Genomic DNA, 23,014 nt, shown 5'->3' with positions numbered 1-23,014 from the left:
ATCACCTATGAGCACAGCAGAGCAGGTCTCCACGCTGTTCATCGACGGACGCTGGGTTCCGGCCCAGTCCGGCGAGACACGCACCATCCATTGCCCGGCGGACGGCTCGGAGGTCGGCGTGATCTCCGAGGCCGGCGAGGCGGACACCATCGCCGCCATCGCCGCTGCCCGCAGGGCCTTTGACTCCCATGTCTGGGCCGACACCCCCGCTTCCGAACGCGGTGCCTTCGTGACCGCGGTGGCGGATGCCATCGAGGAGCGCAAGGACGAGTTCGCCCGCGCCGAGGCGCTGGACACCGGAAAACGGTTCGTCGAGGCGCAGATCGACATGGACGACATCATCGCCTGCTACCGGCACTTCGGGAAGCTGGCCGACGCCGAGTCCGGCCGCCTGGTCGACGCCGGGGACCCGACGGTCCTCTCACGGGTGGTCTACGAGCCCATCGGCGTCTGCGCCATGATCACCCCCTGGAACTACCCGCTGCTGCAGGCCGCCTGGAAGATGGCACCTGCTCTGGCGGCGGGGAACAGCTTCATCTTCAAGCCCGCAGAGCTGACCCCGCACACCGGCATGCTGATCATGGACGTCTACGACTCCCTGGGCCTGCCCGCCGGTGTGGCGAACCTGATCACCGGGCCCGGAGCCACTGCCGGCGCGCCGCTGTCCACACACCCGGACGTGGACATGGTCTCCTTCACCGGCGGTGTGGTCACCGGGCGCAAGATCGGGGCGAATGCGGCAGAGACCGTGAAGAAGGTGGCGCTGGAGCTCGGCGGCAAGAACCCGAACGTGGTCTTCGCCGACGCCGACTTCGACGCTGCCGTGGACAACGCGCTCAACGCCGGCTTCGTCGATTCCGGGCTGGTCTGCTCCGCAGGCACCCGGCTGATCATCGAAGAGTCGATCAAAGAGAAGTTCGTCACCGAGCTGGTGCGCCGTGCGGAGAACATCCGCATGGGCGGACCTTTCGATGAGTCCGCGGAGACCGGCCCGCTGATCTCGGAGGATCACCGCCAGAAGGTCTACGACTACACCCAGCGCGGCATCGAAGAGGGCGCCACCCTGCGCACCGGACACCACTTCGGCGGCGAGGAACACCGCAACGGGTACTTCTACGCCCCCACCATCCTCGACGACGTCAAGCGCGGCATGTCCGTGGTCGTGGAGGAGGGCTTCGGCCCGGTCATCACCGTGGAGACCTTCACCACCGAGGCCGAGGCCATCGAGACCGCCAACGACACGATCTACGGCCTGGCCGGCGCCGTGTGGACCTCCAACCGCGGGACGGCCCACCGGGTCTCCTCACGGCTGCGCCACGGCACCATCTGGATCAACGACTACCACCCCTACCTGCCACAGGCAGAATGGGGCGGCTTCAAGCAGTCCGGAGTCGGCCGCGAGCTGGGCCACATGGGCCTGGACGAGTACCGCGAGTCCAAGCACATCTACGAGAACACCGAGCCCGCCGTCACCGGCTGGTTCAGCATGCCGGAGAAATAAGGAGACCCCCGTGGAGAACACCACTTTCGACTACGTCGTGATCGGCGGCGGCTCGGGCGGCGCCGCCGTCGCAGCACGCCTGTCCGAGAACCCCGATGTCAGCGTGGCGCTGCTGGAGGCCGGCCCCACCGATGCGGACAAGCCGGAGGTCCTGCAGCTGAACCGCTGGATGGAGCTGCTGGAGTCCGGATTCGACTGGGACTACCCCATCGAGCCGCAGGAGAACGGCAATTCGCATATGCGCCATGCCCGCGCCAAGGTGCTCGGCGGCTGCTCTTCACACAACTCCTGCATCGCCTTCTGGGCGCTGCAGGAGGACATGGATGAGTGGGAGTCCATGGGGGCCGAGGGCTGGAACGCGGAGACGACCTATCCGCTGTTCAAGCGCCTGGAGACCAACGACGCCCCCGGGGACCACCATGGCCGCAGCGGCCCGGTGAACCTGATGACCATCCCGCCGCATGATCCCTGCGGGGTGGCCCTGCTGGACGCCTGCGAACAGACGGGCATTCCGCGGGTGCAGTTCAACACCGGTGAGACGGTGCTCAAGGGCGCGAACTTCTTCCAGATCAACCGTCAGGAGGACGGGACTCGGGCGTCGTCGTCGGTCTCCTACCTGCACCCGATCCTGGATCGGCCGAACCTGAGCGTGCTGACCGACCACTGGGTGCGCGAGATCGTCTTCGACGGCGACCGCGCCGCAGGGGTCGACGTCGTGGACAACGCCTTCGGGCGGTCTCGCCGGCTCCATGTGAACAAGGAGATCGTGCTCTCCGCCGGGGCCATCGATTCGCCCAAGCTGCTGATGCTCTCCGGGATCGGCCCAACGCAGCACCTGGCTGAGCACGGAATCGAGACCCTCGTGGACTCCCCCGGCGTGGGTGAACACCTGCAGGACCACCCGGAGGCCGTCATCGCCTGGGACGCGAAGCAGCCCATGATCGAGGACTCCTACCAGTGGTGGGAGATCGGGATCTTCGCGCCGACGCGCGAGGGCCTGGACCGTCCGGACCTGATGATGCACTACGGATCGGTGCCCTTCGACATGCACACTCTGCGCCAGGGGTACCCGACCTCGGGCAACACGTTCTGTCTGACGCCCAACGTCACCCACGCCCGCTCGCGAGGCACCGTGCGGCTGCGTTCGCGCGACTACCGGGACAAGCCGCGGGTCGATCCTCGGTACTTCACCGACCCCGAGGGTCATGACATGCGCGTGGCGGTGGAGGGCGTGAAGCTGGCCCGCGAGATCGTCGCGCAGCCCGCCATGGCGGAATGGGCCGGAGACGAGCTCTACCCCGGCAAGGAGGTTCAGACCGATGAGGAGCTGGCTGACTTCATCTCCCGGACCCACAACACCGTCTATCACCCGGCCGGCTCTGTGCGGATGGGCGCCGATGACGATGCCATGTCACCGGTGGACTCTCGCCTGCGGGTCAAGGGCGTCAAGGGCCTGCGCGTGGCTGACGCCTCGGTGATGCCGGAGCTGACGACGGTTAATCCGAACATCACCACGATGATGATCGGTGAGCGCTGCGCGGACCTGATCAAGGCGGACAACGCCTAGGGCCCGCTGCTCAGCGCCGCACCGTCATCGAGTGGGCGATTTTCGCGAGTCTTCCTCCCTCCCGGGGTGCGAAATCCACGAAGATCGCCCACTCGATTTTTTGTTCGGGGCGAGAAGCGTTCAGATCGCGGTGGTGTCCGTGGCCGGGTTCAGCAGCTCCGGGGAGAGGTTGATCAGCCGCAGCCGCGCGTGATCGGCGATCTGCGCATCGGTCAGCTCGCGGATGGCGCGGGCCTCGGCGTCGTCGTCATGGTCCTCGTCCAGACCCGAATTGGGCAGCGAGGAGGACACTGAGCCCGAGGTCAGCGGGATATCAATGACCGTGACCGCGGCGGGGGTCAGCGGGATGAACTGCCTGCGGTCGAGCAGGCCGAGTCCTTCGAAGAGCACGCGCAGCGCGGCGCCGTGCGAGACGACGACGGCCGTGCGCACCTCGAAGCTCAGATCGGCCGAGGCGGTGGGCGCGATCTCCGCCGTGGCGCGGACGATCTCGCTGAAGGTGCCGGTCATCCGAGTCTGCAGGGCGGCGTGGCTCTCCCCGGCGCCGGGGGTGTAGCTTCCGGCGCGCCAGCCCCCGAAGTTCTCCGGCTCGGCGTCACGGATCTGCGCGGCGAAGGCTCCTTCCCACTCCCCCAGGTTCTGCTCGCGCAGCTCGTCCCAGATCCTGGGGGTCAGCTCCAGATCGAACTCGGCGAAGGTCTGCTGGGTCCGCACCAGACTCGAGACATGCGCCTGGCCCGGGTTCTGCGCGCGGACGAACGCACCGGTGGTGCGGGCCTGCAGGACTCCGGACTCAGCCAGCGGGATGTCCGAATGTCCCTGCAGGCGGTGGGTCTTGTTCCACTCGGTCTCGCCGTGGCGGACCAGCAGGATTCGGATCATCGGGGCTCCTAGAATTTCTCGCGTCAGGTGTTCTCGCGCAACACTATGTCAGTGCTCGGTGGCATGCTGGATCACATGACCCTCGTGTACTTCATCAGCGGACTTCTCCTCGGCGTCCTCGGCAGCTGGCTGGTGGTCTATCTGCTGCGCCGCGGCACCGACGACGCCGGCCAGCTGCGGGTGCAGCTGCAGAGCGCACAGCAGGAGCTCGCGTCGAGCCAGGCCGATCTCGCAGCCACGCAGCAGGAGCTCGCCACCGCCCAGGGCCGGCTCTGGGAGCTGGAGCGTCGTCGCGAGGAGGACGCCGATGCCGCCCGAGAGCGCGAGACCCTCGTGGAGATGCTCCATCCGGTGCGCCAAGGGGTGACCGAGATGCACCGGAGGGTTCAGGAGATGGAGACCGAGCGAGCCTCCCAGCATTCACGGCTGAGCCAGCAGCTGGTCTCCGCCGCCGAGACCGATGCCCGGATCATCGAGTCCACGCAGGCGCTGCTCGGAAGTCTGCATTCGACCTCCGCGCGCGGGCACTGGGGCGAGGTGCAGCTGCGCCGGGTCGTCGAGGCGGCCGGAATGATTCCCCACGTGGACTTCACCGAACAGCACAGCGCACGCGGCGCAGAGGGGCAGCTGCTGATCCCCGACATGATCGTGCATCTGCCCGGCGGGCGCCAGCTGGTCCTGGACGCCAAGGCCCCGCTGAACGCGACCAACCCGGAGCTGCAGGCCAAGGCGCTGCGCTCCCGCGTGGACGAGCTCGCCAAGAAGCGATACTGGGAGGCCGTGGACCTCTCCCCCGACGTGGTGTTCTGCTTCGTGCCGGCGGAGTCGCTGCTCTCCACTGCGATGGAGGCGGACCCCGATCTGCTCGACGACGCGCTGTCCAAGGGCGTCACCCTGGTCTCACCGGCCTCGCTGCTGGCCTCGCTGAAGGCGGTCTCCGCCGCATGGCGGCAGGAGCGGCTGGCGCAGAACATCCGCGAGGTGGTGGAGCACTCCCGGGACCTCTACCGCCGACTCGCGAAGATGAGCGAGCACCTGGCCCGCACCGGGGACCGGCTGCGGCAGGCGGTCACCGCCTACAACGGACTGATCGGCAATATCGAGCGTCAGGTGCTGCCCAAGGTGGAGGCGATGAGCAGGCTGGAGGTCGGCGAACCTACGGCCAAGTCCGCCGAGGGCCTGCTCGAGGACCTCGGCGAGACGCTCAGCGCCACGGCGGTGACCAGCGAGGTCAACCCGCTGGGGCCCCGGCTGGAGGCCGAACGGTCCGCCGCACACCCCTCCGATCTCTAGATGCTGAGCCCGAAGACCCAGAGCAGGATCGTCATGGTCACGATGGTGATGCAGATGACTCCGGCCACGTTCAGCCAGATGCCGCCCTTGATCATCTGCCCGATCGTGACGTAGCCCGAACCGTAGGCGATCGCGTTCGGCGGGGTCGCCACCGGCAGCATGAAGGCGCAGGTCGCGGCCAGCGCCACCGGCGCGGCCAGGATCAGCGGGTCCACCCCGGTGCCCATCGCCACTCCGGAGGCCACGGGCAGGAAGGTCGCCGCCGTCGCCGTGTTGGAGGTCATCTCGGTCAGCACCAGGATGCCGACCGCTGCGACGAGGACCAGCACCCAGACCGGGATCCCGGAGAGGCCCTCCACCTGTTCGCCGAGCCAGGTGGACAGCCCGGAATCGCCGAACTGACCGGAGAGAGCCAGACCGCCGCCGAAGAGCAGCAGCACGCCCCAGGGCAGCTTCGCGGCATACTCCCAGTCGAGCAGGCGAACACCCTTGGCGGCACCGCCGGGGAGCAGGAACAGCAGCAGTCCCACGACCATGGCGATGCCCGCGTCAGAGATGAAGGGGTCCTCCATGTCCAACAGGTTGGTGGAGATCAGTGGGATGAACACCCAGGACAGCGCCGCGAGGACGAAGATGATGAGCACGCGCAGCTCACCGGCGGACATCGGGCCCAGCTTGCGCAGCTCGTCGCGGATCAGATCGCCGCCGCCGGGAATGTCATCGATCTCGGGCTTGAACAGCACTCGGGTCAGCAGCACCCAGGTGATCACGAGCATGACGAGCGAGATCGGGACGCCGACCAGCATCCATTGTCCGAAGCCGATCGTGACGTCGTGGTTCTCGGCCATATGTCCGACCAGCAGCGCATTCGGCGGGGTGCCGATGATGGTCCCCAGCGAGCCGACCGAGGCGGCGTAGGCGATGCCGAGCATCAGTGCCGTCCCGAAGTTGGACTTCAGCGCGGTGTTCGTCTCCTCCTCGCCAGCCTCCTTGGCGGTCTCCGGGTCCTCACCCTTGACGATCTTGTCCACCAGCATCAGCACCGAGACACCGATGGGCAGCATCATCACGGCAGTGGCTGTGTTGGAGACCCACATGGAGAGGAAGCCGGTGGCGATCATGAATCCAGCGATCAGGTTCACCGGCTTCGAGCCCATGGCTCGCAGGGTCAGCAGGGCGATCCTGCGGTGCAGATTCCATCGCTGCATGGCCAGGGCGAGCATGAAGCCGCCCATGAACAGGAAGATGATGTTGTTGCCGTAGCTGGCACCGACGTCGTCGACCGAGACGCCACCCACGGCCTCCTCGCCGGCACCGAAGTCTCCTGCAGGGACCAGCAGCGGGAAGATGATCAGCGGCAGCAGCGCAGTGGCCGGGATCGGAATCGCTTCGGTCATCCACCACACGCCCATCAGCACGGCGGTGGCGGCGGTCAGCCGGGGCCAGACCTCGAGGTCGCCGGGCATCACCAGATACACCAGCAGCGCGAGGATCACCCCTCCGAAGAGGCCGATGAGGCGGCGCATCAGCGCGGGCCGCTCAAGCCCTTCAGCGCGAGCGCCCACAGAGAGCTCTTCACCCTCAGCCTTGGACTGCTCGCGGGGGTCATACTTCTTCAGATGGTCGCCCGAAACACGGGAACGCGGAGGCGTCATTGCCGGAACTCCTGCTGGTCGTGGACAGGTGTGCGCTATCTCGTGACAGGGCCCACAGATTCTACGCGGGCCGTCAGGTCCTTGTCACCTGATCAGCGCCCATTACGTTGGGCCAGCTCATCCATCGTCCGCGAGGCCAGTTGCATTCAACGACGTCGTGGCTGAGTACAACTAGTCCCGGGGAAGGACGACGGCGGACAGCAGGGTCGCGGCCCCCGCGAGGCCGAGGACCATCAGCACAGTTCCCGGCCAGCCCGCGAGATGCAGCGCGGTTCCCCCGAGGTAGCCGAAGAGCGAGGATCCGCCGTAGTAGCCCAGGTTGTACAGCGATGCCGACTGGGCCCGGCCGGCCGTGGCGGCGGCACCGACCCATCCCGAGGCCACCGCATGGGCGGCGAAGAACCCGGCGGTGAGAACCACGGTGCCCAGGACGATGGCGGCCAGATGCGGGATGAGCGTGAGACCCACGCCGAGCATCATGACCAGGTTTCCGGCGAGCAGCACCGGCTTGCGCGAGTGGCGCGCCGCCAGCCGGCCCGCCCGCGGGGAGGACCAGGTGCCTGCCAGATAGGCGAGGAAGACGAAGGAGGCGATCCACAGCGGGACGGAGAAGGGCGGGCCCGCCAGATGGAACCCCAGGAAGTTGTACATCGCCACGAATCCGCCCATGGTCAGGAATCCCTGCAGGTACAGGGTCCACAGCATCGGTGAACGCAGATTGCCGGTCAGCGAGCGGAGCGCCTCGCCCGGCCGGGAACGGCCCGGCGTGAAGTTCTGCGCCGTGGGCGCCAGGCGCAGGAAGATCAGCACGCAGACCACCGCGATGACCGTCACGGTGAGCATCCCGGTCTTCCAGCCGAGCTGCTCCCCCACCGGAGCGGCCACGATGCGCCCGGTCAGCCCGCCCAGGGAGGTCCCTGAGATATAGGTGCCCGCGGCGGCCACGGCGATCTTCGGGCTGACCTCCTCATTGAGGTAGGCCACTGCGAGCGCCGGCACTCCGCCGAGCATGAACCCTTCGATGAAGCGCATGACCAGGCCCAGCTCGAAGCCCAGTTCGGTGGAGAGTCCGGGCATGAGCACCGCGAGCCCGCCGAAGACGCAGGCCAGGCTGATGGCCCAGACCATGGCCGGCTTCCGGCCGTGGGCGTCTCCGATGAAGGACCAGGGGATCACCCCCAGCGCCAGCCCCAACGTGGCGGCGGAGATCATCAGCGCGGCACGGTCGGCCGAGATCTCCTGCTCCGAGGCGATGAGCGGAAGCAGTCCCTGTGGGGAGTAGAGCTGGGCGAAGGTGGCCACACCGATGAAGAACAGCGCGATCAGCAGGCGCCTGCTGTGTGCGCTGCGCTCGGTCACCCCAGCACCTCCAGTGCACCGCGGATGATGGCGCCGGTGCCGCCGAGCCCGGCAAGTGCCATGGCAAGCGTGCGCGTCGCCGCGACGGAGACGCGCTTCGCCAGCTGCGTGCCCAGAAGGATCCCCAGGATGACGGTCGCCACGATGATCGGAAACAGCCAGCTCAGCGGCGGACCCGCCTGACCGTTGACGTCCACGGAGCCCATCAGCAGCTTGGTGATCACCGAGACCGCGCCCATGGTCATGAAGATGGGCTGCAGCGTGGCGGCGAAGCTGCGCTGGTCCCAGCGGGAGAGCCGCGAGTAGATGACCATGACGGGGGCGGCCACGCCGGAGGCGGTGTTGAAGAAGCCTCCCAGCATCCCGGCGAGGATTCCGGCTCCGCGACCGGTGAGATGCGGCAGCCGGGGAAGGGCCACCGTGACCAGCAGCGCGAAGACGACGATGGCTCCCACGATGATGGACAGCCAGCCCGCGCTGAGCTGTCCGACCACCCAGGCCCCGGGGATGGCCCCGAGCACCGAGGCCGGCATGATCAGCCAGTAATGGCGCCAGCTGACCTGGGACCAGACGGCGATCATGATCAGGCAGCCGGAGACGAAGGTGGTCATGTTCGTGACCAGCACACCGAAGGCGGGCCCGAGGAGGATCGAGAGCACGGGGGCGACCACCAGGCCGACGCCGGTGCCGGAGACTCGCTGCAGGATCGTGCCGAGGAGCACCGCCGCGGCGATCACCGCCGTCATGCCCAGCACCGTCATGAGCTCATCGTATTCCAGCCCAGGTCATGCTCGCTGCCGACCGCCGCACGGGCGGAACCGTGCTGGTGAGCCTGGGCTGGTGAGCCCGTGCTGGTGAGCCTGGACTCAGGAGGTGGAGCAGGCGTTGTGCCTGCGGCCTCCGCGGCCGACATCTTCGTGGCCGGCCTGCGTGAGTGCCTTGCGGATCTCCTTGGGCAGCGAGAACACGATGTCCTCTTCTGCGGTGACGATCTCTTCGACCTCGCCGTAGCCGTATTCGGCGAGCAGCCGCAGCACGTCGTCGACCAGGACCTCGGGCACCGAGGCACCGGAGGTCACGCCGATGGTCGCGGCGTCCTGGAACCAGGCCTCGTCCACCTGGTTGGCGTAGTCCACGCGCTCAGCGCGGGCAGCGCCGTATTCCTTGGCGACCTCTTTGAGCCGCACGGAGTTCGAGGAGTTCTCGGAGCCCACCACGATGACCAGGTCAGAGTTCGGCGCGACCTTCTTGATCGCGGCCTGCCGGTTGGACGTGGCGTAGCAGATGTCATCCGAGGGCGGGTCCTGCAGCTTGGGGAAGCGCTCGCGCAGCTTCTGCACGGTCTCCATGGTCTCGTCCACCGACAGCGTGGTCTGCGAGAGCCAGATGAGCTGATCCGGGTTGCGCACCTGCAGATCATCGACCTCCCAGGGGCCGTTGACGATCGTGGTGTTGTCCGGAGCCTCGCCGTAGGTGCCCTCGACCTCCTCGTGGCCTTCGTGGCCGATCAGCAGGATCTCGAAGTCGTCCCGCGCGAAACGCACGGCCTCGCGGTGGACCTTGGTGACCAGCGGGCAGGTCGCGTCGATGGTCTGCAGATTCCGGTCATCTGCCATCTGCTTCACGGCCGGGGAGACGCCGTGCGCCGAGAAGACCACCAGCGCGCCCTCGGGCACCTGATCGGCCTCCTCCACGAAGATGACGCCCTTCTCCTGCAGGGTCTCCACCACGTGCCGGTTGTGCACGATCTCTTTGCGCACGTAGACCGGCGCGCCATAGGTCTCCAGCGCCTTCTCCACCGCGACGACGGCGCGGTCCACCCCGGCGCAGTAGCCGCGCGGGGCCGCCAGCAGAACTTTGCGGGGACCCTCGAAGGTTGATGCCGCGGCCACTTCCTCGGGGCTGCGGCGCCTGCGGGGCACCATCGGCATGGGGACCGCGATGTGCTGTCGCCGGGCCGGAGCGCTGGGGGCGGTGGCGGTGGAAGTCATGCCCCAAGTCTACCGGCGGGCGCCTCGCCCGGTCACACTGCGGACCGGCGGCACGTCACACAGACTCGCGCCGGGCACCCGACCTGCGAGGCTGCTGTGGACTGTGCGCGGCGACACTGCCGAGCAGGCCCAGGACCACGGCGGCGCCCGCCGCTCCGCTGAACACCCACCAGGCCGGCTGCGCCCACTCGGTGAACCGCTGCTGCACGTGATCCACCAGCGACTGGGAGGACTCATCGGGCATGGCTCCGAACTCCGGAGAGGCCACCGTCAGCGCGATCCACAGGCCGAGGCCCAGGGCGAGCAGACCGCCGAGCGTCAATGCCAGCCAGCGGCTTCGGCCCGGGCCCAGCAGCAGCCCCACCACCACGAGGAATCCCGACAGCGCCGCGAGCACCAGCCAGTGCTCGCTCACTGCAGCCAGCAGAGCCCAGGTATAGGGGTCTGCTCCTTCCTCCAGCGTGGCTTCGACATCCACGACCACCTCCGGCGCGAGAAACTCGAAGCTCGAGGTGTCCAGGAAGGGCAGCCAGCCCAGTGCGGAGTCGAGACCCTCGCGCAGCGGCCCGGTCATCGCCTCGGTCATGGGGCCCAGGTCCACGGCGAGATCCAGATCGCTGGCCCGGCCCGTGGTCCCCTCCGCGAAGACCCCTTCGAGCTGCGCGGTGTAATCCCCACGGGTCTCCTGCAGCGTCTCGTCCCATGCCGCCGCAGTGCGTTCGTTCTCCAGCATCGATGCCACGATCGAATCCACGGTGGAGTCTGCGCGGTCTCCGAGCAGGCTCGAGACCGCACTCGGCAGCTCGGAGTCCATCCGATTGAGCAGCTCGGCCGAGACGATCCGGCTGAAGGCGTCCTGCTCCGGCAGGTCTCCGGCGATCTGGCGGATGGGCTCTTCTTCGCGCAGGAGCTGGTTGATCTGGAACCCGGCCAGGGAGGACGCCGCCAGCAGGGCGGCGAGCAGCAGCGAGGTCACGCTGAGGACCTGACGCATGGGGTGGCTCCTTCAGACGTGTCGCAGCGGTGGCATAGGCTGTAGAGCACCCTACAGAACCTTCCCGGAGTCACCGTCGAGGGGACGATTCTTCGATGAGCAGGAGCAGCGCATGAGCCAGCCGGCACAGGCCCAGGACACCTCCGCCGAGACGCCCTGGCCGCTGAGCACCTATTCCAGCAAGCTCAAGGCGCATATCGAGATGGCGCCCCCCACCTGGGTGGAGGGCCAGCTGGTGGAGTTCAACCTGCGCAACGGCAACGCCTGGATGACCCTGCGGGATCTGGAACAGGAGGTCTCCTTCTCCACCGTCGCCTGGCGCACGGTGGCGGGCGGGCTCAATGGGACGGTCTCGCCGGGCTCACGCGTGGTGGCTCTGGTCAAGCCCAATCTCTACGAGAAGTCCGGTCGACTCTCCCTGGTGGCCCAGCAGATGAAGCCGGTCGGACTCGGGGATCTGCTGGCCCGGATCGAACAGCTCAAACAGCGGCTCGCCGATGAGGGACTCTTCCGCATCGACCTGAAGAAGCCCCTGCCGGTGCTCCCCGCGCGGATCGGGCTGATCACCGGTCGCAATTCCGATGCCAAGAAGGACATCCTGCGCAACACCCATGCCCGCTGGGCCGCTGCGCAGTTCGAGATTCGCGAGGTGGCCACGCAGGGACCGACGGCACCGTCGGAGGTGGCCGCGGCGCTGGCCGAACTCGACGAGGACCCATCGGTGGAGGTGATCGTCATCGCCCGCGGCGGCGGCGCACTGGAGGAGGTCGTGCTCCCCTTCTCCGATGAGCGGCTGATCCGCGCCGTGGCCGCGGCTCGGACCCCCGTGGTCTCGGCCATCGGACACGAGGCTGACCGCCCGCTGCTCGACGAGGTCGCCGATATGCGCGCCTCCACCCCGACCGGGGCCGCCAAGCTGCTGGTCGTCGATGAGGCCCAGGAGCGGGAGAGCCTCAGTCACGCGCGGGAACGCATGTCGGGCGGCGTAGAACGTCTGATCCGGAGGGAGAGCGACTGGCTGCAGGCGATCCGGACTCGCCCCGTGCTGGCCCAGCCTCAGGACATGATCACCGGACGCGCCCAGGAGCTGATCGCCCTGCGGCGACGCTCGCTCTTCGGCATGGAGACGGCGGTGCGGCGCGGCATGGACTGGGTCGCGCAGACCCGCGCCCGGGTGCGCTCACTGTCCCCGCAGTCCACACTGGACCGCGGCTATGCGGTGGTCCAGGCGGAGCGCGGAGCGGGCTGGGAGGTGCTGCGCGAGGCCGGCACCGTGTCCGGCGGCGACCGGTTGAGCATCATGGTCGCCTCCGGAGAGCTGACCGCCCGCGCCGAGGAGATCTACCCCAAAGACCGCAGAGCCGCTCAGGCCGAGAACCGAAAGGCAGCACTATGACCGAAGATGCCAGCACCGGCACCGCCGCGACCTCTGAGACCACCGAGTTCAGCACCGCCCGGACCGAGGACATCGAGACCATGAGCTATGAACGTGCTCGGGAGGAGCTCGTCTCCGTGGTGACCAAGCTCGAGACCGGCGGCGCCCCGCTGGAGGAGTCACTGGCGCTGTGGCAGCGCGGAGAGGCCCTCGCCGACCGCTGTGAGCGCTGGCTGGACGGCGCGAGGACCCGTCTCGAGGAGGTCCGCGCCGAGCTGACGGAACAGAGCTAGGCGTGCTCAGCAGAGGCAGATCAGTCGGTCTGAGAAGCCGCTGATCGTATGGCTTCGGCGAGGTCGCGGGGACGGCTCCACATCGGCCAATGCCCCGTCGGCAGGTCGATCACCTCAAGGTGCTCGAGGTTCGCGACTTCGGCAAACATGGGGTGGCCTGTTCGGGCGAGCTCCAGCACCTGCGCGCTTGGAATCGAGCAGCACACCAGAGTGGTCGGGACCTCGCGGCGGGCCTCGTTCGTGAGCTCGACCGGCTGACGCAGCACGGGGCCGGGCTCAGGGACGGACCGGGCCCGAAAACGCTCGAGGACCGCTGCGCTCAGGCCTTCGAGGCTCGCCTGCTGTGCGAGGACGTCGAAGGCCGGCAGGGGAAGCTCCTCCACCTCCTCCGGGAGGTCTGGTGCGAAGGCGCTTCCCGTCGTCACGGGGCCGGAGTCGACCCACACGACTCTTCGGACAAGCTCAGGGTGCCGGTCAAGGACAAGGCTGACGGGGGCGTTCGCCCCGCTGTGAGCGACGATGCTCACGGGCCGATCCTCAGAGATCCCGGCCCGGGTGATGACGTCCAGGACCGCCCCGGCCTGATCGTCGAGAGTCTTCGCCGCACGCTCAGGATCGCTCCCGTCCAGACCGGGCAGAGTCATCGCGATGGCACGGACGCGCTCGGCGTCCAGGTGTTCAAGGACTTCATCCCAGGCCCAGGCGCCCAGCCAGTGGCCGGCGATGAGAATGACGGTCGGAGTGCTCTCAATAGTTGTCATGTCACCATCTTCGGAGGCGCCGCGGGCAGCAGTATGTCACTATTTATGTCATGAATCTGCTGCGTGCTGAACAGTGATGTGTGGCGAACAGTGAAGCGAACAGAACGACTCCACGCCCTCTCCGAGACCCTGCGCCGCAACGGGTCCCGGGGCTGCTCCGCCGAGCGGCTGGCGAGTCAGTTCGGGGTGTCCGTGCGCACCGTCAAACGAGATCTCGCTGCACTGGAGAACAGCGGGGCGCCTCTCTGGTCGCGACCAGGCCCGGGCGGCGGCTACGGCTTGGCCGCAGGCGCGTCCCTGCCACCTGTCAACCTGTCTCCGGCTCAGGCCGTGGCGCTCATGGCAGCGGTCTCCGCTGCGCCCGATGCCCCCTACGCCGATCTGGCGGCGACCGGCATCCAGAAGATCCTGGGCGTCCTCGATCCCAGGACCCGTGCGAGAGCCGAGGAGCTGGCCGGCCGCGTCTGGGTCAACACGGCTCCCCCTCCCTCTCGCACCATCACCTCAGCGCTGGAGGAGGCGATGGCCGAGCAGCGAGTGATCCGTATTCGCTACACATCGGGAGACGGGACCACGACCACGCGCGACATCGAACCGGTGCTGTTCGCCTCCACGAACGGCCAGTGGCACCTGGTCGGGTGGTGCCGACTGCGCGAGGCGATGCGCTGGTTCACCGTCTCGCGCATCGAGCGGGCCAGCGTGACCAAGACCCCCTGTGGCGGCCATACCGTCGGCGAGGTCGGAGAACCCCCGGCCAACGCCAGACCGGTGCACGGTCGAAGCGGGTGAGTCACTCGATGAACCGCTGCGGTCGGTACAGCTAGGCGCGGACAGCGGCGTCCCGGTACTCGGCGAGGAACTCCGCGATCCCGCCGATCGCGTGCTCGAGATCCTCCACGCTCGGCAGGGTGACCAGGCGGAAGTGGTTGTCATCGATCCAGTTGAACGCACGGCCGTGGGAGACCAGGATCTTCTGCTGGCGCAGCAGCTCGATGACGAACTTCTCATCGTCCTCGATCGGGTAGATCTCTGGATCGAGCCTGGGGAACAGGTACAGCGCGCCGTCGGCCTGGTGGACGTCGACCCCTTCGATCTCCCGCAGGAGCCGATAGGCCGTTTCGCGCTGCTCGAAGAGGCGCCCACCCGGGTCGATCAGGTCCTCGATGGACTGGTGGCCGCCGAGCGCGGCCTGGATGGCGTGCTGGGCCGGAACATTGGCGCACATGCGCATGTTCATCAGCAGGGTGAGTCCCTCGAGATAGTTCTTGGCCCGGTACGTGGGTCCCGAGACGTAGATCCAGCCCGAACGGAATCCGGCCACGCGCCAGGTCTTGGAGAGACCCGAGAAGGTGATCGTGAAGACATCATCGGAGAGCGTGCAGGCGTTGACCATCTCGGCGCCGTCGAAGGTGATGTTCTCGTAGATCTCATCCGAGAGCAGCATCAGGTTGTGTCGGCGGCAGATGTCCACCATCGCTTCGAGGATCTCCCGCGGGTACACGGCACCGGTCGGGTTGTTCGGATTGATGATCACCAGCGCCTTGGTCCGATCGGTGACCTTGGATTCGATCTCCTCCGGGTCCGGCCACCAGCTGTTGTCCTCGTCGCAGATGTAGTGCACCGCACGGCCACCGGCCAGAGTGGTTGCTCCGGTCCACAGCGGGTAGTCCGGGGCGGGGATGAGCACCTCGTCGCCGGGGGCCAGCATGGCCTGGAGCACCATCGAGATCAGCTCGGAGACCCCGTTGCCCAGGTAGATGTCGGAAGGGTCGGCGTCCGTCATTCCGCGGGCCTGGTAGTACTGGGCCACTGCGATCCGCGCCGAGTAGATTCCCTGCGAGTCAGAGTAGCCCTGCGCATCGGCGAGGTTGCTGATCATCGCCATCCGGATGGAGTCCGGCGCCTCGAAGCCGAAGGGGGCCGGGTTGCCGATGTTCAGCCGCGTGATCGCGTGCCCCTCGCGCTCCAGCCGGGCGGCCTCCTGGGCGATCGGCCCGCGCACGTCATACCTGACGTCCTGGAGCTTGGGCGACTGGGTGAAGTCTTCGAATTCCTGCATCCTGAGGTTGCGCACTGTTCTATCCTGCACCTTTCCGGGTGGGAGAGCCCCTACTGTTTCATATGCTGAACGTCTGACACGGCCAGCGGTCAGCTGCGCGCGAAGGCGTCGCGGTAGGCGCCGAGGAAGTCGGCGATGCCGGCGATCGCCTCTTCGAGCTCCTCCACCGGTGGCAGCGAGACCAGGCGGAAGTGGTTGTCGTCGATCCAATTGAACGCACGTCCGTGGGAGACCAGGATCTTCTGCTGACGCAGCAGCTCCATCACGAAGGCCTCGTCGTTCTTGATCGGGTAGATCTTCGGATCGAGCCTGGGGAACAGGTACAGCGCGCCGTCGGCCTGGTGGACGTCCACCCCTTCAATCTCGGAGAGCAGCTTGTGGGCGACATTGCGCTGCTCGTAGATCCTGCCGCCGGGACGGATGAACTCCTCGACTGACTGGTAGCCGCCGAGTGCGGTCTGGATGGCGTGCTGGGCCGGAACATTGGGGCACATGCGCAGATTCGACATCAGGTTCAAGCCCTCGATGTAGTTCTTGGCCCGGTGCTTCGGGCCCGACATGTACAGCCACCCGGAACGGAATCCGGCCACGCGCCAGGTCTTGGAGAGACCCGAGAAGGTGATCGTGAAGACGTCATCGGCCAGGGTGCAGGCGTTGATCATCTCGGCGTCGTCGAAGGTGATCTTCTCGTAGATCTCATCCGAGAGCAGCATCAGATTGTGTCGGCGGCAGATGTCCACCATCGCTTCGAGGATCTCCCGCGGGTAGACCGCGCCGGTCGGGTTGTTCGGGTTGATGATGACCAGAGCCTTGGTGCGGTCGGTGATCTTGGATTCGATCTCCTCCGGGTCCGGCCACCAGTGATTGTCCTCATCACAGATGTAATGCACGGCGCGACCGCTGCACAGCGTGGTGATGCCCGTCCACAGCGGGTAGTCCGGGGCGGGGATGAGCACCTCGTCACCCGGGTTGATCAGCGCCTGCAGCACCATGGTGATCAGCTCGGAGACGCCGTTGCCCAGGATCACGTCCGAGACCTCGGCGTCACGCATGCCGCGGGACTGGTAGTACTGCGCCACCGCGGTGCGGGCTGAGTAGATGCCCTGTGACTCTGAGTAGCCCTGTGAGGTGGGCAGGTTCTTGATCATGTCCACGAGGATCGCGTCCGGCGCGTCGAAGCCGAACGGCGCCATGTTGCCGATGTTCAGCTTCGTGATCCGATGTCCGGCACGTTCAAGCCGGGCGGCCTCCACCGCGATGGGGCCACGCACGTCGTAGCGGACGTTGCGGAGCTTCTGAGCCTGGGTGAAGTCCTCGAATTCCTCCATGAACAGATTGTGCCCTATGCGCGACCGCAGGGCGGGAGATGACGCTCGGAGAGTCGATCCGCTTCGGCGTCCGTCTCACGGACCCTTGCCACCGAGGAGCATATATAGCTCAATGGAGGGGACTGAAGAACGGAGCATCTGTGGAACCCGTGATCAGTGTCAGCGGTCTCACGAAGAGATACGGATCCCACACCGCCGTCGACGATCTGTCCTTCGACGTCGATGAGGGGTCGACCTTCGCCTTCCTCGGCACCAACGGTGCCGGGAAGTCCACCACCATCAGCTGTCTGACCACCTTGAAACGGCCCACCTCCGGCGAGGTCTCGGTGCTGGGACACCGGGTCGGGCACAGCGATCGCCGCATCCGCCGATCCATCGGTGTCGTCTTCCAGGACTCGCTGCTGGACCCGATCCTCTCCGTGCGGGAGAACCTGCTCATCCGCGGAAGTCTGTATGGGATGAGCAGCGCCGCTGCGAGGCGACGGATGGGAGAACTCTCCGAGGTGCTCGAGGTCGAAGAGTTCCTCGACCAGCGCTACGGCAGTCTCTCCGGAGGACAGCGGCGTCGGGCTGACATCGTGCGGGCTCTGCTGCATGATCCGAAGCTGTTGTTCCTGGACGAGCCCACCACCGGCCTGGATCCTGATTCCAGAGAGCGAGTCTGGGACACGGTGACGGAGCTCCAACGCTCCCTGGGGCTGACAATCTTCCTCACCACGCACTACATGGAGGAGACCGAGCGGGCGGACCAGGTCTTCATCATCGATCACGGTCGCATCGTCGCGTCCGGAACACCCAGCCGGCTGCGTGCCGAGCACAGTCGTGACGAGCTGCGGCTCACCCTGAACTCCTGCGAGGCGTTCGACACCGCGTTCAGCCATGCTGCCGTGCCCCGGGGCGCCGAGAGATCGCTCGCGGTGGAGGACTGGCGAGAGGCGATGCAGATCCTGAAGCGCTTCGAGCCGGACATCTCCGACTTCGAATTCCGCCACGGAACGATGGACGACGTGTTCCTGAACATCACCCGAGGGGGACCTCCCGCGTGATCTACCACCTGACCCGGCGCAACCTGCTCATCTTCTTCCGCGACCCGGCCGCCATCTTCTTCTCCCTGGTGGCAGCGATCATCCTCTTCGTGCTCTACATGGCCTTCCTCTCGACCATGCAGGTGGAGGCGCTGGGGACGAACGTGCCCCAGGCAGAGCCGGAGAGCATCGACGCCTTCGTGAACAGCTGGGTGCTGGGGAACATCGCCATGATCACCACGATGACGACCAGCCTCTCAGCCCTGGCCGTCTTCGTCGAAGACCGCGCCACAGATCGGTTCCGAGACTTTCTGGTCACTCCGCTGAGCCGCTTCGATGTGATCGCCGGATATCTGCTCGGGGCCTTCATCATCTCTGCCTCACTGAGCACTGTCGTGCTGGTGCTGAGTCAGCTCTACATGTGGATCGGCGACGGCGTCGTGCTCAGCCCGGCTGACATGGCACGGTCGCTGGGCTACGTGATCGGCTTCTGTCTGCTCTTCTCCGCGATATGGAGCTTCGTCGTCACGTTCATCCGGTCTCACCCGGTCTTCATGTCCGTGGGGACCATCGTCGGCACCGCGGGAGGCTTCCTGGCAGCGGCTTATGTCACCGTCAGCACGCTGCCCGGCGCAGTCGTCACGTTCATCAACGTCCTGCCCATCAACCAGGCCGCGACCCTCATGCGCGTGCCCTACACCCGAGAGACGGTGAACACGCTCACCGACGGAGACCCGCAGGGCGTCGAGACCATCTACGCGGCATACGGAATGGTGCCGCACATCGGTGACGTGGAGGTCTCCGAGGGGATCATCTGGCTGGTGTTCCTGGTGCTCTTCGTCGGGTTTCTGCTCCTCGGAACGAGCCGGATCGGTCGGCGTCTGGGCTGAGCTGCTCAGCCCCAGTCCTCGGGCTCCGCGATGAACCCCTCCTGGACCAGCCAGTACTCGGCGGCCTCCTGTGGGCTGAGTCCCTGTTCGCCGGCGGTGAGCCGGCGCAGGGTGACCAGGGCGTCGTCGTCCAGAGCCTGGGCCAGCTCGGTCGTCACATCGGGCACCTCCTCGGCCACCTCGGTGGAGACCACCGGGACGAACTGCTCCTGCGGGAAGGCTCGCTCAGCGTCCGCCAGCGCCACGAGCGCCTGCTCCTCGATGCTGGGATGGGACGCGGTGAGGATCGCCGCATCCAGTTCTGCGGTGATGACGTCGCGGACCAAATCCTCCTCCCCGGCCACCGAGATCGCCGCCGGTTCGCAGTCGTAGACCTCGGCCAGCAGCGGAGCGGGATCGGGCAGGTCCGGGCGCACCCCGATCCGCAGCTCATCGCAGGCGTCGGCGAACTCGGGCGCATCCACTTCACCGGCGGTGGGGAGCTCCAGCTCCTCCGCAGTGACCGAGGTGATGACCAGGGCGCTCTCCAGCACTGCGGCCGAAGGCTCCAGCAGCTCCGAACCCTGCTGCAGGCCACCGGCGATGAGTGCCAGCAGATCCGCTGAGCTGGGCTGATCAAGTTCGGCCCAGCCTTCCTGGTCCAGCTGCTGCGCGAGCGCCATGGTGCGTCCGATCACCAGATCGGCCTCGCCGTCATCGACCATCTCCCCCGGCTCCCGATCACGCGGCTCGACCACGGTGGGCGAGTCCCGCGAGGTCAGTGCCAGCGCGTAGACATTGGCGATGGTCTGGTCCAGCTCATGCTCCCCCACCTCGATCGTCCAGGCACGCTCTGCGGCGCTGCCCGTGGGCTCCTCCGCAGCCGGCGGAGGGGAGCAGCCCACCACGGCGAGAGCGGCCGCCGCGGCGATGGCGGTCAGCCCCGGGACGCGGCGGACACGCCGAGGCGCACGGGGGCTGGAAGTCATAGCCGCCATTCTACGATGACGCAGGATCAGGGATACTCTGGTGCAGATGACGAGTCCGCTGATACCGCGTCTGACGGCTCTGCTCCAGGCCGCCGGTGGGACAGCCCTGTCCGCACAGGATGCCCGCGGCTGGCTGGATCTGGCCTACGAGGGCGCCTACGGCGAGCGGTACCGCAGCGCCGCCGAGGCGGCCCAGGCCGGTCTGCTCTCACCCGGAGGGCAGGAGCCGGAGAATCAGCTCATGCTGCTGCGCCTGCTCGCCGGGGTCCACGAGATGCGCGGAGACTCCGACGCCGCCGCCCCCTTCTGCGCCCAGCGCATCGACCTCCTGCGCCGGCTCGGCCGCTTCCGCCAGGCGCGGGTGGAGGAGGAGCTCGGGGCCATGCTGCTGCGCGAGCCAGACCGGGTGGAGGGCGAGATCCTGTCCCGCGTCGCCGAAGACCTGCGTGCCGAGGATGAGCCCTCAGGGTCCGCTTCCGCGGAGCTGGCCGATGTGCTCTCCTCGCTGGCGGTGCGGCGGCTCCAGGACGAGGGACCCGAGGCCACGCTGCCGCTGGTCCGGGAGACCTGCGAGATCCTGGAGCAGCTTGATCATCCGGAGGCGCTTGCCGGTGCCCGGATGTTCCTCGCCCACGCGCTGCTGCTCTGCGGGGAGCCGCAGGAGTCACTCAGCACCGCCGAACTCGTGCTCGCCGCGCCGACCAACCGCGCAGTCCGCGGGGCGATGGCCATGCTCAAGGCCACCATCCACCATCACGAGGACCGCAATGCACAGGCCATCGAGGCCGCGCTGACCTCGGTGGAGCTCTACGCCGCCGCCCAGGTCCGCAAGGGCGCCGCCTCTGCCGCCGCTCTGCTGGCCGGTCTGACCAGCGAAGAGGACGACGGCGAGGCCTCCGTGCTCGCCTGGCGGATCGCCGTCCAGCAGGCAGAGCTCGGGGAGTTCAGCGAATCCCGTCTGCTCAGCCTGGCACTCGGGCAGCAGCTTCTGGAGCTCGAGGACCATGCCGAGGCCGAGAAGGTCCTCGATGCGCTCTCCGTGCGACTGGCCGGAACCGCCGAGGATCGTTCCACCCGCGCGCGGGCGCTGATGGGTCTCGGCCATGCCGTCACGCAGCTCAAGCGCCCAGTCGAGGCCATGTCGCACTGGAACGAGGCCGCCGAGCTGTTCCTCGAGGTGGACGAATCCGAAGAGGCGGCCCGCGCACACCTCGCCGCCGGGGCCCTGGCGGCATCGCTGGAACGCCTGGATCTGGCCCGGAGCCACTACGAACAGGGGCTGGGATTGGTCGAGCGGACCGAGGACATGGATCCGCTGGTCCTGCTGCAGGCGCTGCATTCCCTGGGACACCTGCTCACCCGCGCCGAGGATCAGACCGGCATCGATCACCTGGACCGCGCGCTGGCCCTGGCGACGGAGCATGGAACCACCTGGCAGCGGGCCGACATCACCGATTCACTCGCCCGGGGCTGGACCGCACTGGGTGAGGGCTCCAAGGCCGTGGCCGCCGGATTGGAGGCCGCCGATCTCTTCGCCGAGGCCGGGGACGAGGACGCGGCCGGGGACTCCGAGGTCTTCGCGGCCAAGGTGCTGCTGGAGATGGGACGCGCCGATGAGGCCGAGACCATCTTCCGGATGTCCACTGACGAGCGGGAGGCGAGCCCCTCGCTCATGGCGGACGCCCTGGAGGGGCAGATCCAGGCGCTGATGCATCAGGGCAAGGCAGAGGCGGCCGCGGATCTGCGCCGGAAGTTGACCCGGCTCAAGCGGCGCATGCGAAGCTGACCTGCTAGAGCTCGGGCCAGACGGGCAGATCCGGACTCGGCGCCCGAAGTCCCACCACTGCCTCCGCACAGGCCAGCCGGTGTTCGGCATTCCCGTGCCAGGCCGGGCTGCGGGTGTCCCGAGCTCCCGCCACCAGTGACAGCGCCACCGAGGCGGTGCGCACTCGCAGCGCCCGCGGATCCACAGTGGCCGCAAAACCCGTGGCAAAACGTCGGAAGGCGGCGGGCACATGGACGTAGCGGGAATCCACAGCAGGCAGGACCGCCATGTGCCCGAGGAAACAGGCGAGGTCATCCACACGATGTCCGGGGCCGAGCGAATCCACGTCGAGCAGCGCAGAGACCTGGCCCTGGTGCATGAGCAGATTGGCCTCGTAGAAGTCTCCGTGGGTGGGAACCACCGGGCCGCGGTCAGTCTGTGGGAGCGCCGCGCTGATATGCGCCGCCAAGGCCCGGATTCGGGTGGTCTCCCCCGGGAGCGCCGAGGCGGCAGCCGTTGCGTAGGCCGAGAGCCTATCGGTCCAGGCCTCCCGCGAGGGAAGAGCCATGACCTTCGTCGGCAGCCGCTCGAGCAGGTCGATGAACTGCTCCGGCAGCGTCGCGGCGGCCCCGTCGGCGAGGAAGTACTCGGCCAGGGACTCCCCCGGACCCTCGCGCAGCGCGACCACATCACTCACGGGCTCCCGGACCGGCACCGCGGTGGGCACTCCCGCATCGAGCAGGAGCCGGTGACGAGTATGGAGCTGATCGGCCCTTCGGGCACGCAGAACCTTGAGGAAGAGGCGGGTGCCGTCGTCGAACTGTGCAGCGATGACGGCCCGCCGCAGCGGCCGGTAGCTGATGGTCTCGAGGCTGAGAAGGTCACGGCCCTCTCCCCAGACGCTGCGGACCGAGCCGGGGTCGGAGGCGATGCGCAGCCCGGGCAGAGCCGGGTCCAGCGGGTGCTGCCAGATGGAGAGCCTGCCATAGGGGCTGTGCGACTGCACCACCCCGTCGGCATCGGCGGACACTGGCTCGGTGGTCATGCCCACGTAGAGCTCATCGACGTGGTCGGAGGTCTCGGCGTAGGACCCTGCCAGTCCGCCGCGGGGCAGGACCGGACGTCCGGTGGCGACCCGGTAGATCCCGGTGACGCCCGCCCCCGGCCGATGCTGCAGGGATTCGAGGTGCACGCTGGTGGCATAGACCCCGGTGTGCTGGATGGCCTCCGCCACCGGCGAATGGGCGTCATAGGACTCCATGAAGGCCAGCTGCCTCGCCTCCAGCTCTGCACCGGTCATGCCGTGGG

20 protein-coding genes are annotated in these 23,014 nt (G+C 67.5%); 9 read left to right on the top strand and 11 right to left on the bottom strand.

Features of this window, described 5'->3' with window-relative positions:
- Positions 1–7: 7 nt before the first annotated feature.
- Together H4W27_RS03285 and H4W27_RS03280 are read left to right on the top strand one after the other, a co-directional pair.
- Complete coding sequence (locus tag H4W27_RS03285) at positions 8–1,501, top strand: aldehyde dehydrogenase family protein (RefSeq protein ID WP_192594667.1); 1,494 nt, start codon at positions 8–10, stop codon at positions 1,499–1,501.
- A gap of 10 nt (positions 1,502–1,511) precedes the next feature.
- Positions 1,512–3,068 carry a GMC family oxidoreductase gene (locus tag H4W27_RS03280; RefSeq protein WP_192594666.1) on the top strand — a complete coding sequence of 519 codons (1,557 nt, stop codon included), beginning with the start codon at positions 1,512–1,514 and terminating at the stop codon, positions 3,066–3,068.
- A gap of 120 nt (positions 3,069–3,188) precedes the next feature.
- Here the strand turns inward: H4W27_RS03280 and H4W27_RS03275 are convergent, their stop codons facing one another.
- Complete coding sequence (locus H4W27_RS03275; protein ID WP_192594665.1) at positions 3,189–3,950, bottom strand: histidine phosphatase family protein; 762 nt, start codon at positions 3,948–3,950, stop codon at positions 3,189–3,191.
- Positions 3,951–3,977: 27 nt separating this feature from the next.
- Here H4W27_RS03275 and rmuC point away from each other — a divergent pair, with 27 nt between their 5' ends.
- Positions 3,978–5,243, top strand: a complete 1,266-nt coding sequence (gene rmuC / locus H4W27_RS03270) for a DNA recombination protein RmuC (RefSeq protein WP_192594664.1) — start codon at positions 3,978–3,980, stop codon at positions 5,241–5,243.
- Here rmuC and H4W27_RS03265 read toward each other — a convergent pair.
- The 5 genes from H4W27_RS03265 to H4W27_RS03245 form a co-directional block, all read right to left on the bottom strand.
- Complete coding sequence (locus H4W27_RS03265; RefSeq protein WP_192594663.1) at positions 5,240–6,898, bottom strand: SLC13 family permease; 1,659 nt, start codon at positions 6,896–6,898, stop codon at positions 5,240–5,242. The genes rmuC and H4W27_RS03265 overlap by 4 nt on opposite strands.
- Positions 6,899–7,069: 171 nt before the next feature.
- Entirely contained in the window at positions 7,070–8,257 is a 1,188-nt protein-coding gene (locus tag H4W27_RS03260; protein WP_318782113.1) for an MFS transporter, read from the bottom strand.
- Positions 8,254–9,018 (bottom strand): sulfite exporter TauE/SafE family protein, encoded by a 765-nt coding sequence (locus tag H4W27_RS03255; protein WP_225938984.1) that lies wholly within the window; start codon positions 9,016–9,018, stop codon positions 8,254–8,256. Before H4W27_RS03255 ends, H4W27_RS03260 begins: the two co-directional genes overlap by 4 nt.
- A 105-nt stretch (positions 9,019–9,123) precedes the next feature.
- A complete protein-coding gene (locus H4W27_RS03250) occupies positions 9,124–10,248 on the bottom strand; it encodes a 4-hydroxy-3-methylbut-2-enyl diphosphate reductase (protein ID WP_225938983.1) in 1,125 nt (374 codons plus the stop codon).
- Between the two features lie 55 nt (positions 10,249–10,303).
- The gene (locus tag H4W27_RS03245; protein ID WP_192594662.1) at positions 10,304–11,242 is read right to left on the bottom strand and encodes a hypothetical protein; all 939 of its coding nucleotides are present in this window, start codon (positions 11,240–11,242) and stop codon (positions 10,304–10,306) included.
- Between the two features lie 112 nt (positions 11,243–11,354).
- Between H4W27_RS03245 and xseA the strand changes: the two genes are divergently transcribed.
- Both xseA and H4W27_RS03235 read left to right on the top strand, forming a co-directional pair.
- Positions 11,355–12,638 carry an exodeoxyribonuclease VII large subunit gene (gene xseA, locus H4W27_RS03240; protein WP_192594661.1) on the top strand — a complete coding sequence of 428 codons (1,284 nt, stop codon included), beginning with the start codon at positions 11,355–11,357 and terminating at the stop codon, positions 12,636–12,638.
- The gene (locus H4W27_RS03235; protein WP_192594660.1) at positions 12,635–12,910 is read left to right on the top strand and encodes an exodeoxyribonuclease VII small subunit; all 276 of its coding nucleotides are present in this window, start codon (positions 12,635–12,637) and stop codon (positions 12,908–12,910) included. Before xseA ends, H4W27_RS03235 begins: the two co-directional genes overlap by 4 nt.
- Before the next feature lie 20 nt (positions 12,911–12,930).
- Here the strand turns inward: H4W27_RS03235 and H4W27_RS03230 are convergent, their stop codons facing one another.
- Positions 12,931–13,671: an alpha/beta fold hydrolase gene (locus H4W27_RS03230; protein ID WP_192594659.1), complete on the bottom strand. Its 741-nt coding sequence runs from the start codon at positions 13,669–13,671 to the stop codon at positions 12,931–12,933.
- A 90-nt stretch (positions 13,672–13,761) separates the two neighbouring features.
- Between H4W27_RS03230 and H4W27_RS03225 the strand changes: the two genes are divergently transcribed.
- Positions 13,762–14,460 carry a helix-turn-helix transcriptional regulator gene (locus H4W27_RS03225; RefSeq protein ID WP_192594658.1) on the top strand — a complete coding sequence of 233 codons (699 nt, stop codon included), beginning with the start codon at positions 13,762–13,764 and terminating at the stop codon, positions 14,458–14,460.
- A gap of 31 nt (positions 14,461–14,491) precedes the next feature.
- Here H4W27_RS03225 and H4W27_RS03220 read toward each other — a convergent pair whose 3' ends face one another.
- On the bottom strand, positions 14,492–15,730 hold the full coding sequence (locus tag H4W27_RS03220) for a pyridoxal phosphate-dependent aminotransferase (RefSeq protein WP_192594657.1): 1,239 nt from the start codon (positions 15,728–15,730) through the stop codon (positions 14,492–14,494).
- A gap of 89 nt (positions 15,731–15,819) precedes the next feature.
- Positions 15,820–17,058, bottom strand: coding sequence for a pyridoxal phosphate-dependent aminotransferase (locus tag H4W27_RS03215; RefSeq protein WP_192594656.1), 1,239 nt, complete (start codon positions 17,056–17,058; stop codon positions 15,820–15,822).
- A gap of 149 nt (positions 17,059–17,207) precedes the next feature.
- Between H4W27_RS03215 and H4W27_RS03210 the strand changes: the two genes are divergently transcribed.
- Together H4W27_RS03210 and H4W27_RS03205 are read left to right on the top strand one after the other, a co-directional pair.
- Entirely contained in the window at positions 17,208–18,104 is an 897-nt protein-coding gene (locus tag H4W27_RS03210; RefSeq protein WP_318782111.1) for an ABC transporter ATP-binding protein, read from the top strand.
- Positions 18,101–18,973, top strand: coding sequence for an ABC transporter permease (locus H4W27_RS03205; protein WP_192594654.1), 873 nt, complete (start codon positions 18,101–18,103; stop codon positions 18,971–18,973). Before H4W27_RS03210 ends, H4W27_RS03205 begins: the two co-directional genes overlap by 4 nt.
- Before the next feature lie 5 nt (positions 18,974–18,978).
- Here the strand turns inward: H4W27_RS03205 and H4W27_RS03200 are convergent, their stop codons facing one another.
- Positions 18,979–19,941, bottom strand: coding sequence for a glycine betaine ABC transporter substrate-binding protein (locus tag H4W27_RS03200; protein ID WP_192594653.1), 963 nt, complete (start codon positions 19,939–19,941; stop codon positions 18,979–18,981).
- Positions 19,942–19,987: 46 nt separating this feature from the next.
- On the opposite strand from H4W27_RS03200, the gene H4W27_RS03195 reads away from it, so the two are divergent.
- On the top strand, positions 19,988–21,727 hold the full coding sequence (locus tag H4W27_RS03195; RefSeq protein ID WP_192594652.1) for a tetratricopeptide repeat protein: 1,740 nt from the start codon (positions 19,988–19,990) through the stop codon (positions 21,725–21,727).
- Between the two features lie 4 nt (positions 21,728–21,731).
- On the opposite strand, the gene H4W27_RS03190 is transcribed toward H4W27_RS03195, so the two are convergent.
- Positions 21,732–23,006 carry a phosphotransferase gene (locus tag H4W27_RS03190; protein ID WP_192594651.1) on the bottom strand — a complete coding sequence of 425 codons (1,275 nt, stop codon included), beginning with the start codon at positions 23,004–23,006 and terminating at the stop codon, positions 21,732–21,734.
- Positions 23,007–23,014: the final 8 nt, after the last annotated feature.

It is taken from the genome of Nesterenkonia lutea, from assembly GCF_014873955.1.
GTDB classification, from domain to species: domain Bacteria; phylum Actinomycetota; class Actinomycetes; order Actinomycetales; family Micrococcaceae; genus Nesterenkonia; species Nesterenkonia lutea.
The sequence above is the reverse complement of the archived record's forward strand: the minus strand, read 5'-3'. Positions and strand labels throughout refer to the sequence as shown.

What these genes read in the sequence shown, in the direction of transcription:
- H4W27_RS03285 (WP_192594667.1), top strand. Translation starts at nt 8, where the DNA reads ATGAGCACAGCAGAGCAGGTCTCCACGCTGTTCATCGACGGACGCTGG.
- H4W27_RS03275 (WP_192594665.1), bottom strand. Translation starts at nt 3,950, where the DNA reads ATGATCCGAATCCTGCTGGTCCGCCACGGCGAGACCGAGTGGAACAAG.
- H4W27_RS03265 (WP_192594663.1), bottom strand. Translation starts at nt 6,898, where the DNA reads ATGACGCCTCCGCGTTCCCGTGTTTCGGGCGACCATCTGAAGAAGTAT.
- H4W27_RS03255 (WP_225938984.1), bottom strand. Translation starts at nt 9,018, where the DNA reads ATGACGGTGCTGGGCATGACGGCGGTGATCGCCGCGGCGGTGCTCCTC.
- H4W27_RS03250 (WP_225938983.1), bottom strand. Translation starts at nt 10,248, where the DNA reads ATGACTTCCACCGCCACCGCCCCCAGCGCTCCGGCCCGGCGACAGCAC.
- H4W27_RS03245 (WP_192594662.1), bottom strand. Translation starts at nt 11,242, where the DNA reads ATGCGTCAGGTCCTCAGCGTGACCTCGCTGCTGCTCGCCGCCCTGCTG.
- xseA (WP_192594661.1), top strand. Translation starts at nt 11,355, where the DNA reads ATGAGCCAGCCGGCACAGGCCCAGGACACCTCCGCCGAGACGCCCTGG.
- H4W27_RS03235 (WP_192594660.1), top strand. Translation starts at nt 12,635, where the DNA reads ATGACCGAAGATGCCAGCACCGGCACCGCCGCGACCTCTGAGACCACC.
- H4W27_RS03230 (WP_192594659.1), bottom strand. Translation starts at nt 13,671, where the DNA reads ATGACAACTATTGAGAGCACTCCGACCGTCATTCTCATCGCCGGCCAC.
- H4W27_RS03220 (WP_192594657.1), bottom strand. Translation starts at nt 15,730, where the DNA reads ATGCAGGAATTCGAAGACTTCACCCAGTCGCCCAAGCTCCAGGACGTC.
- H4W27_RS03215 (WP_192594656.1), bottom strand. Translation starts at nt 17,058, where the DNA reads ATGGAGGAATTCGAGGACTTCACCCAGGCTCAGAAGCTCCGCAACGTC.
- H4W27_RS03200 (WP_192594653.1), bottom strand. Translation starts at nt 19,941, where the DNA reads ATGACTTCCAGCCCCCGTGCGCCTCGGCGTGTCCGCCGCGTCCCGGGG.
- H4W27_RS03195 (WP_192594652.1), top strand. Translation starts at nt 19,988, where the DNA reads ATGACGAGTCCGCTGATACCGCGTCTGACGGCTCTGCTCCAGGCCGCC.
- H4W27_RS03190 (WP_192594651.1), bottom strand. Translation starts at nt 23,006, where the DNA reads ATGACCGGTGCAGAGCTGGAGGCGAGGCAGCTGGCCTTCATGGAGTCC.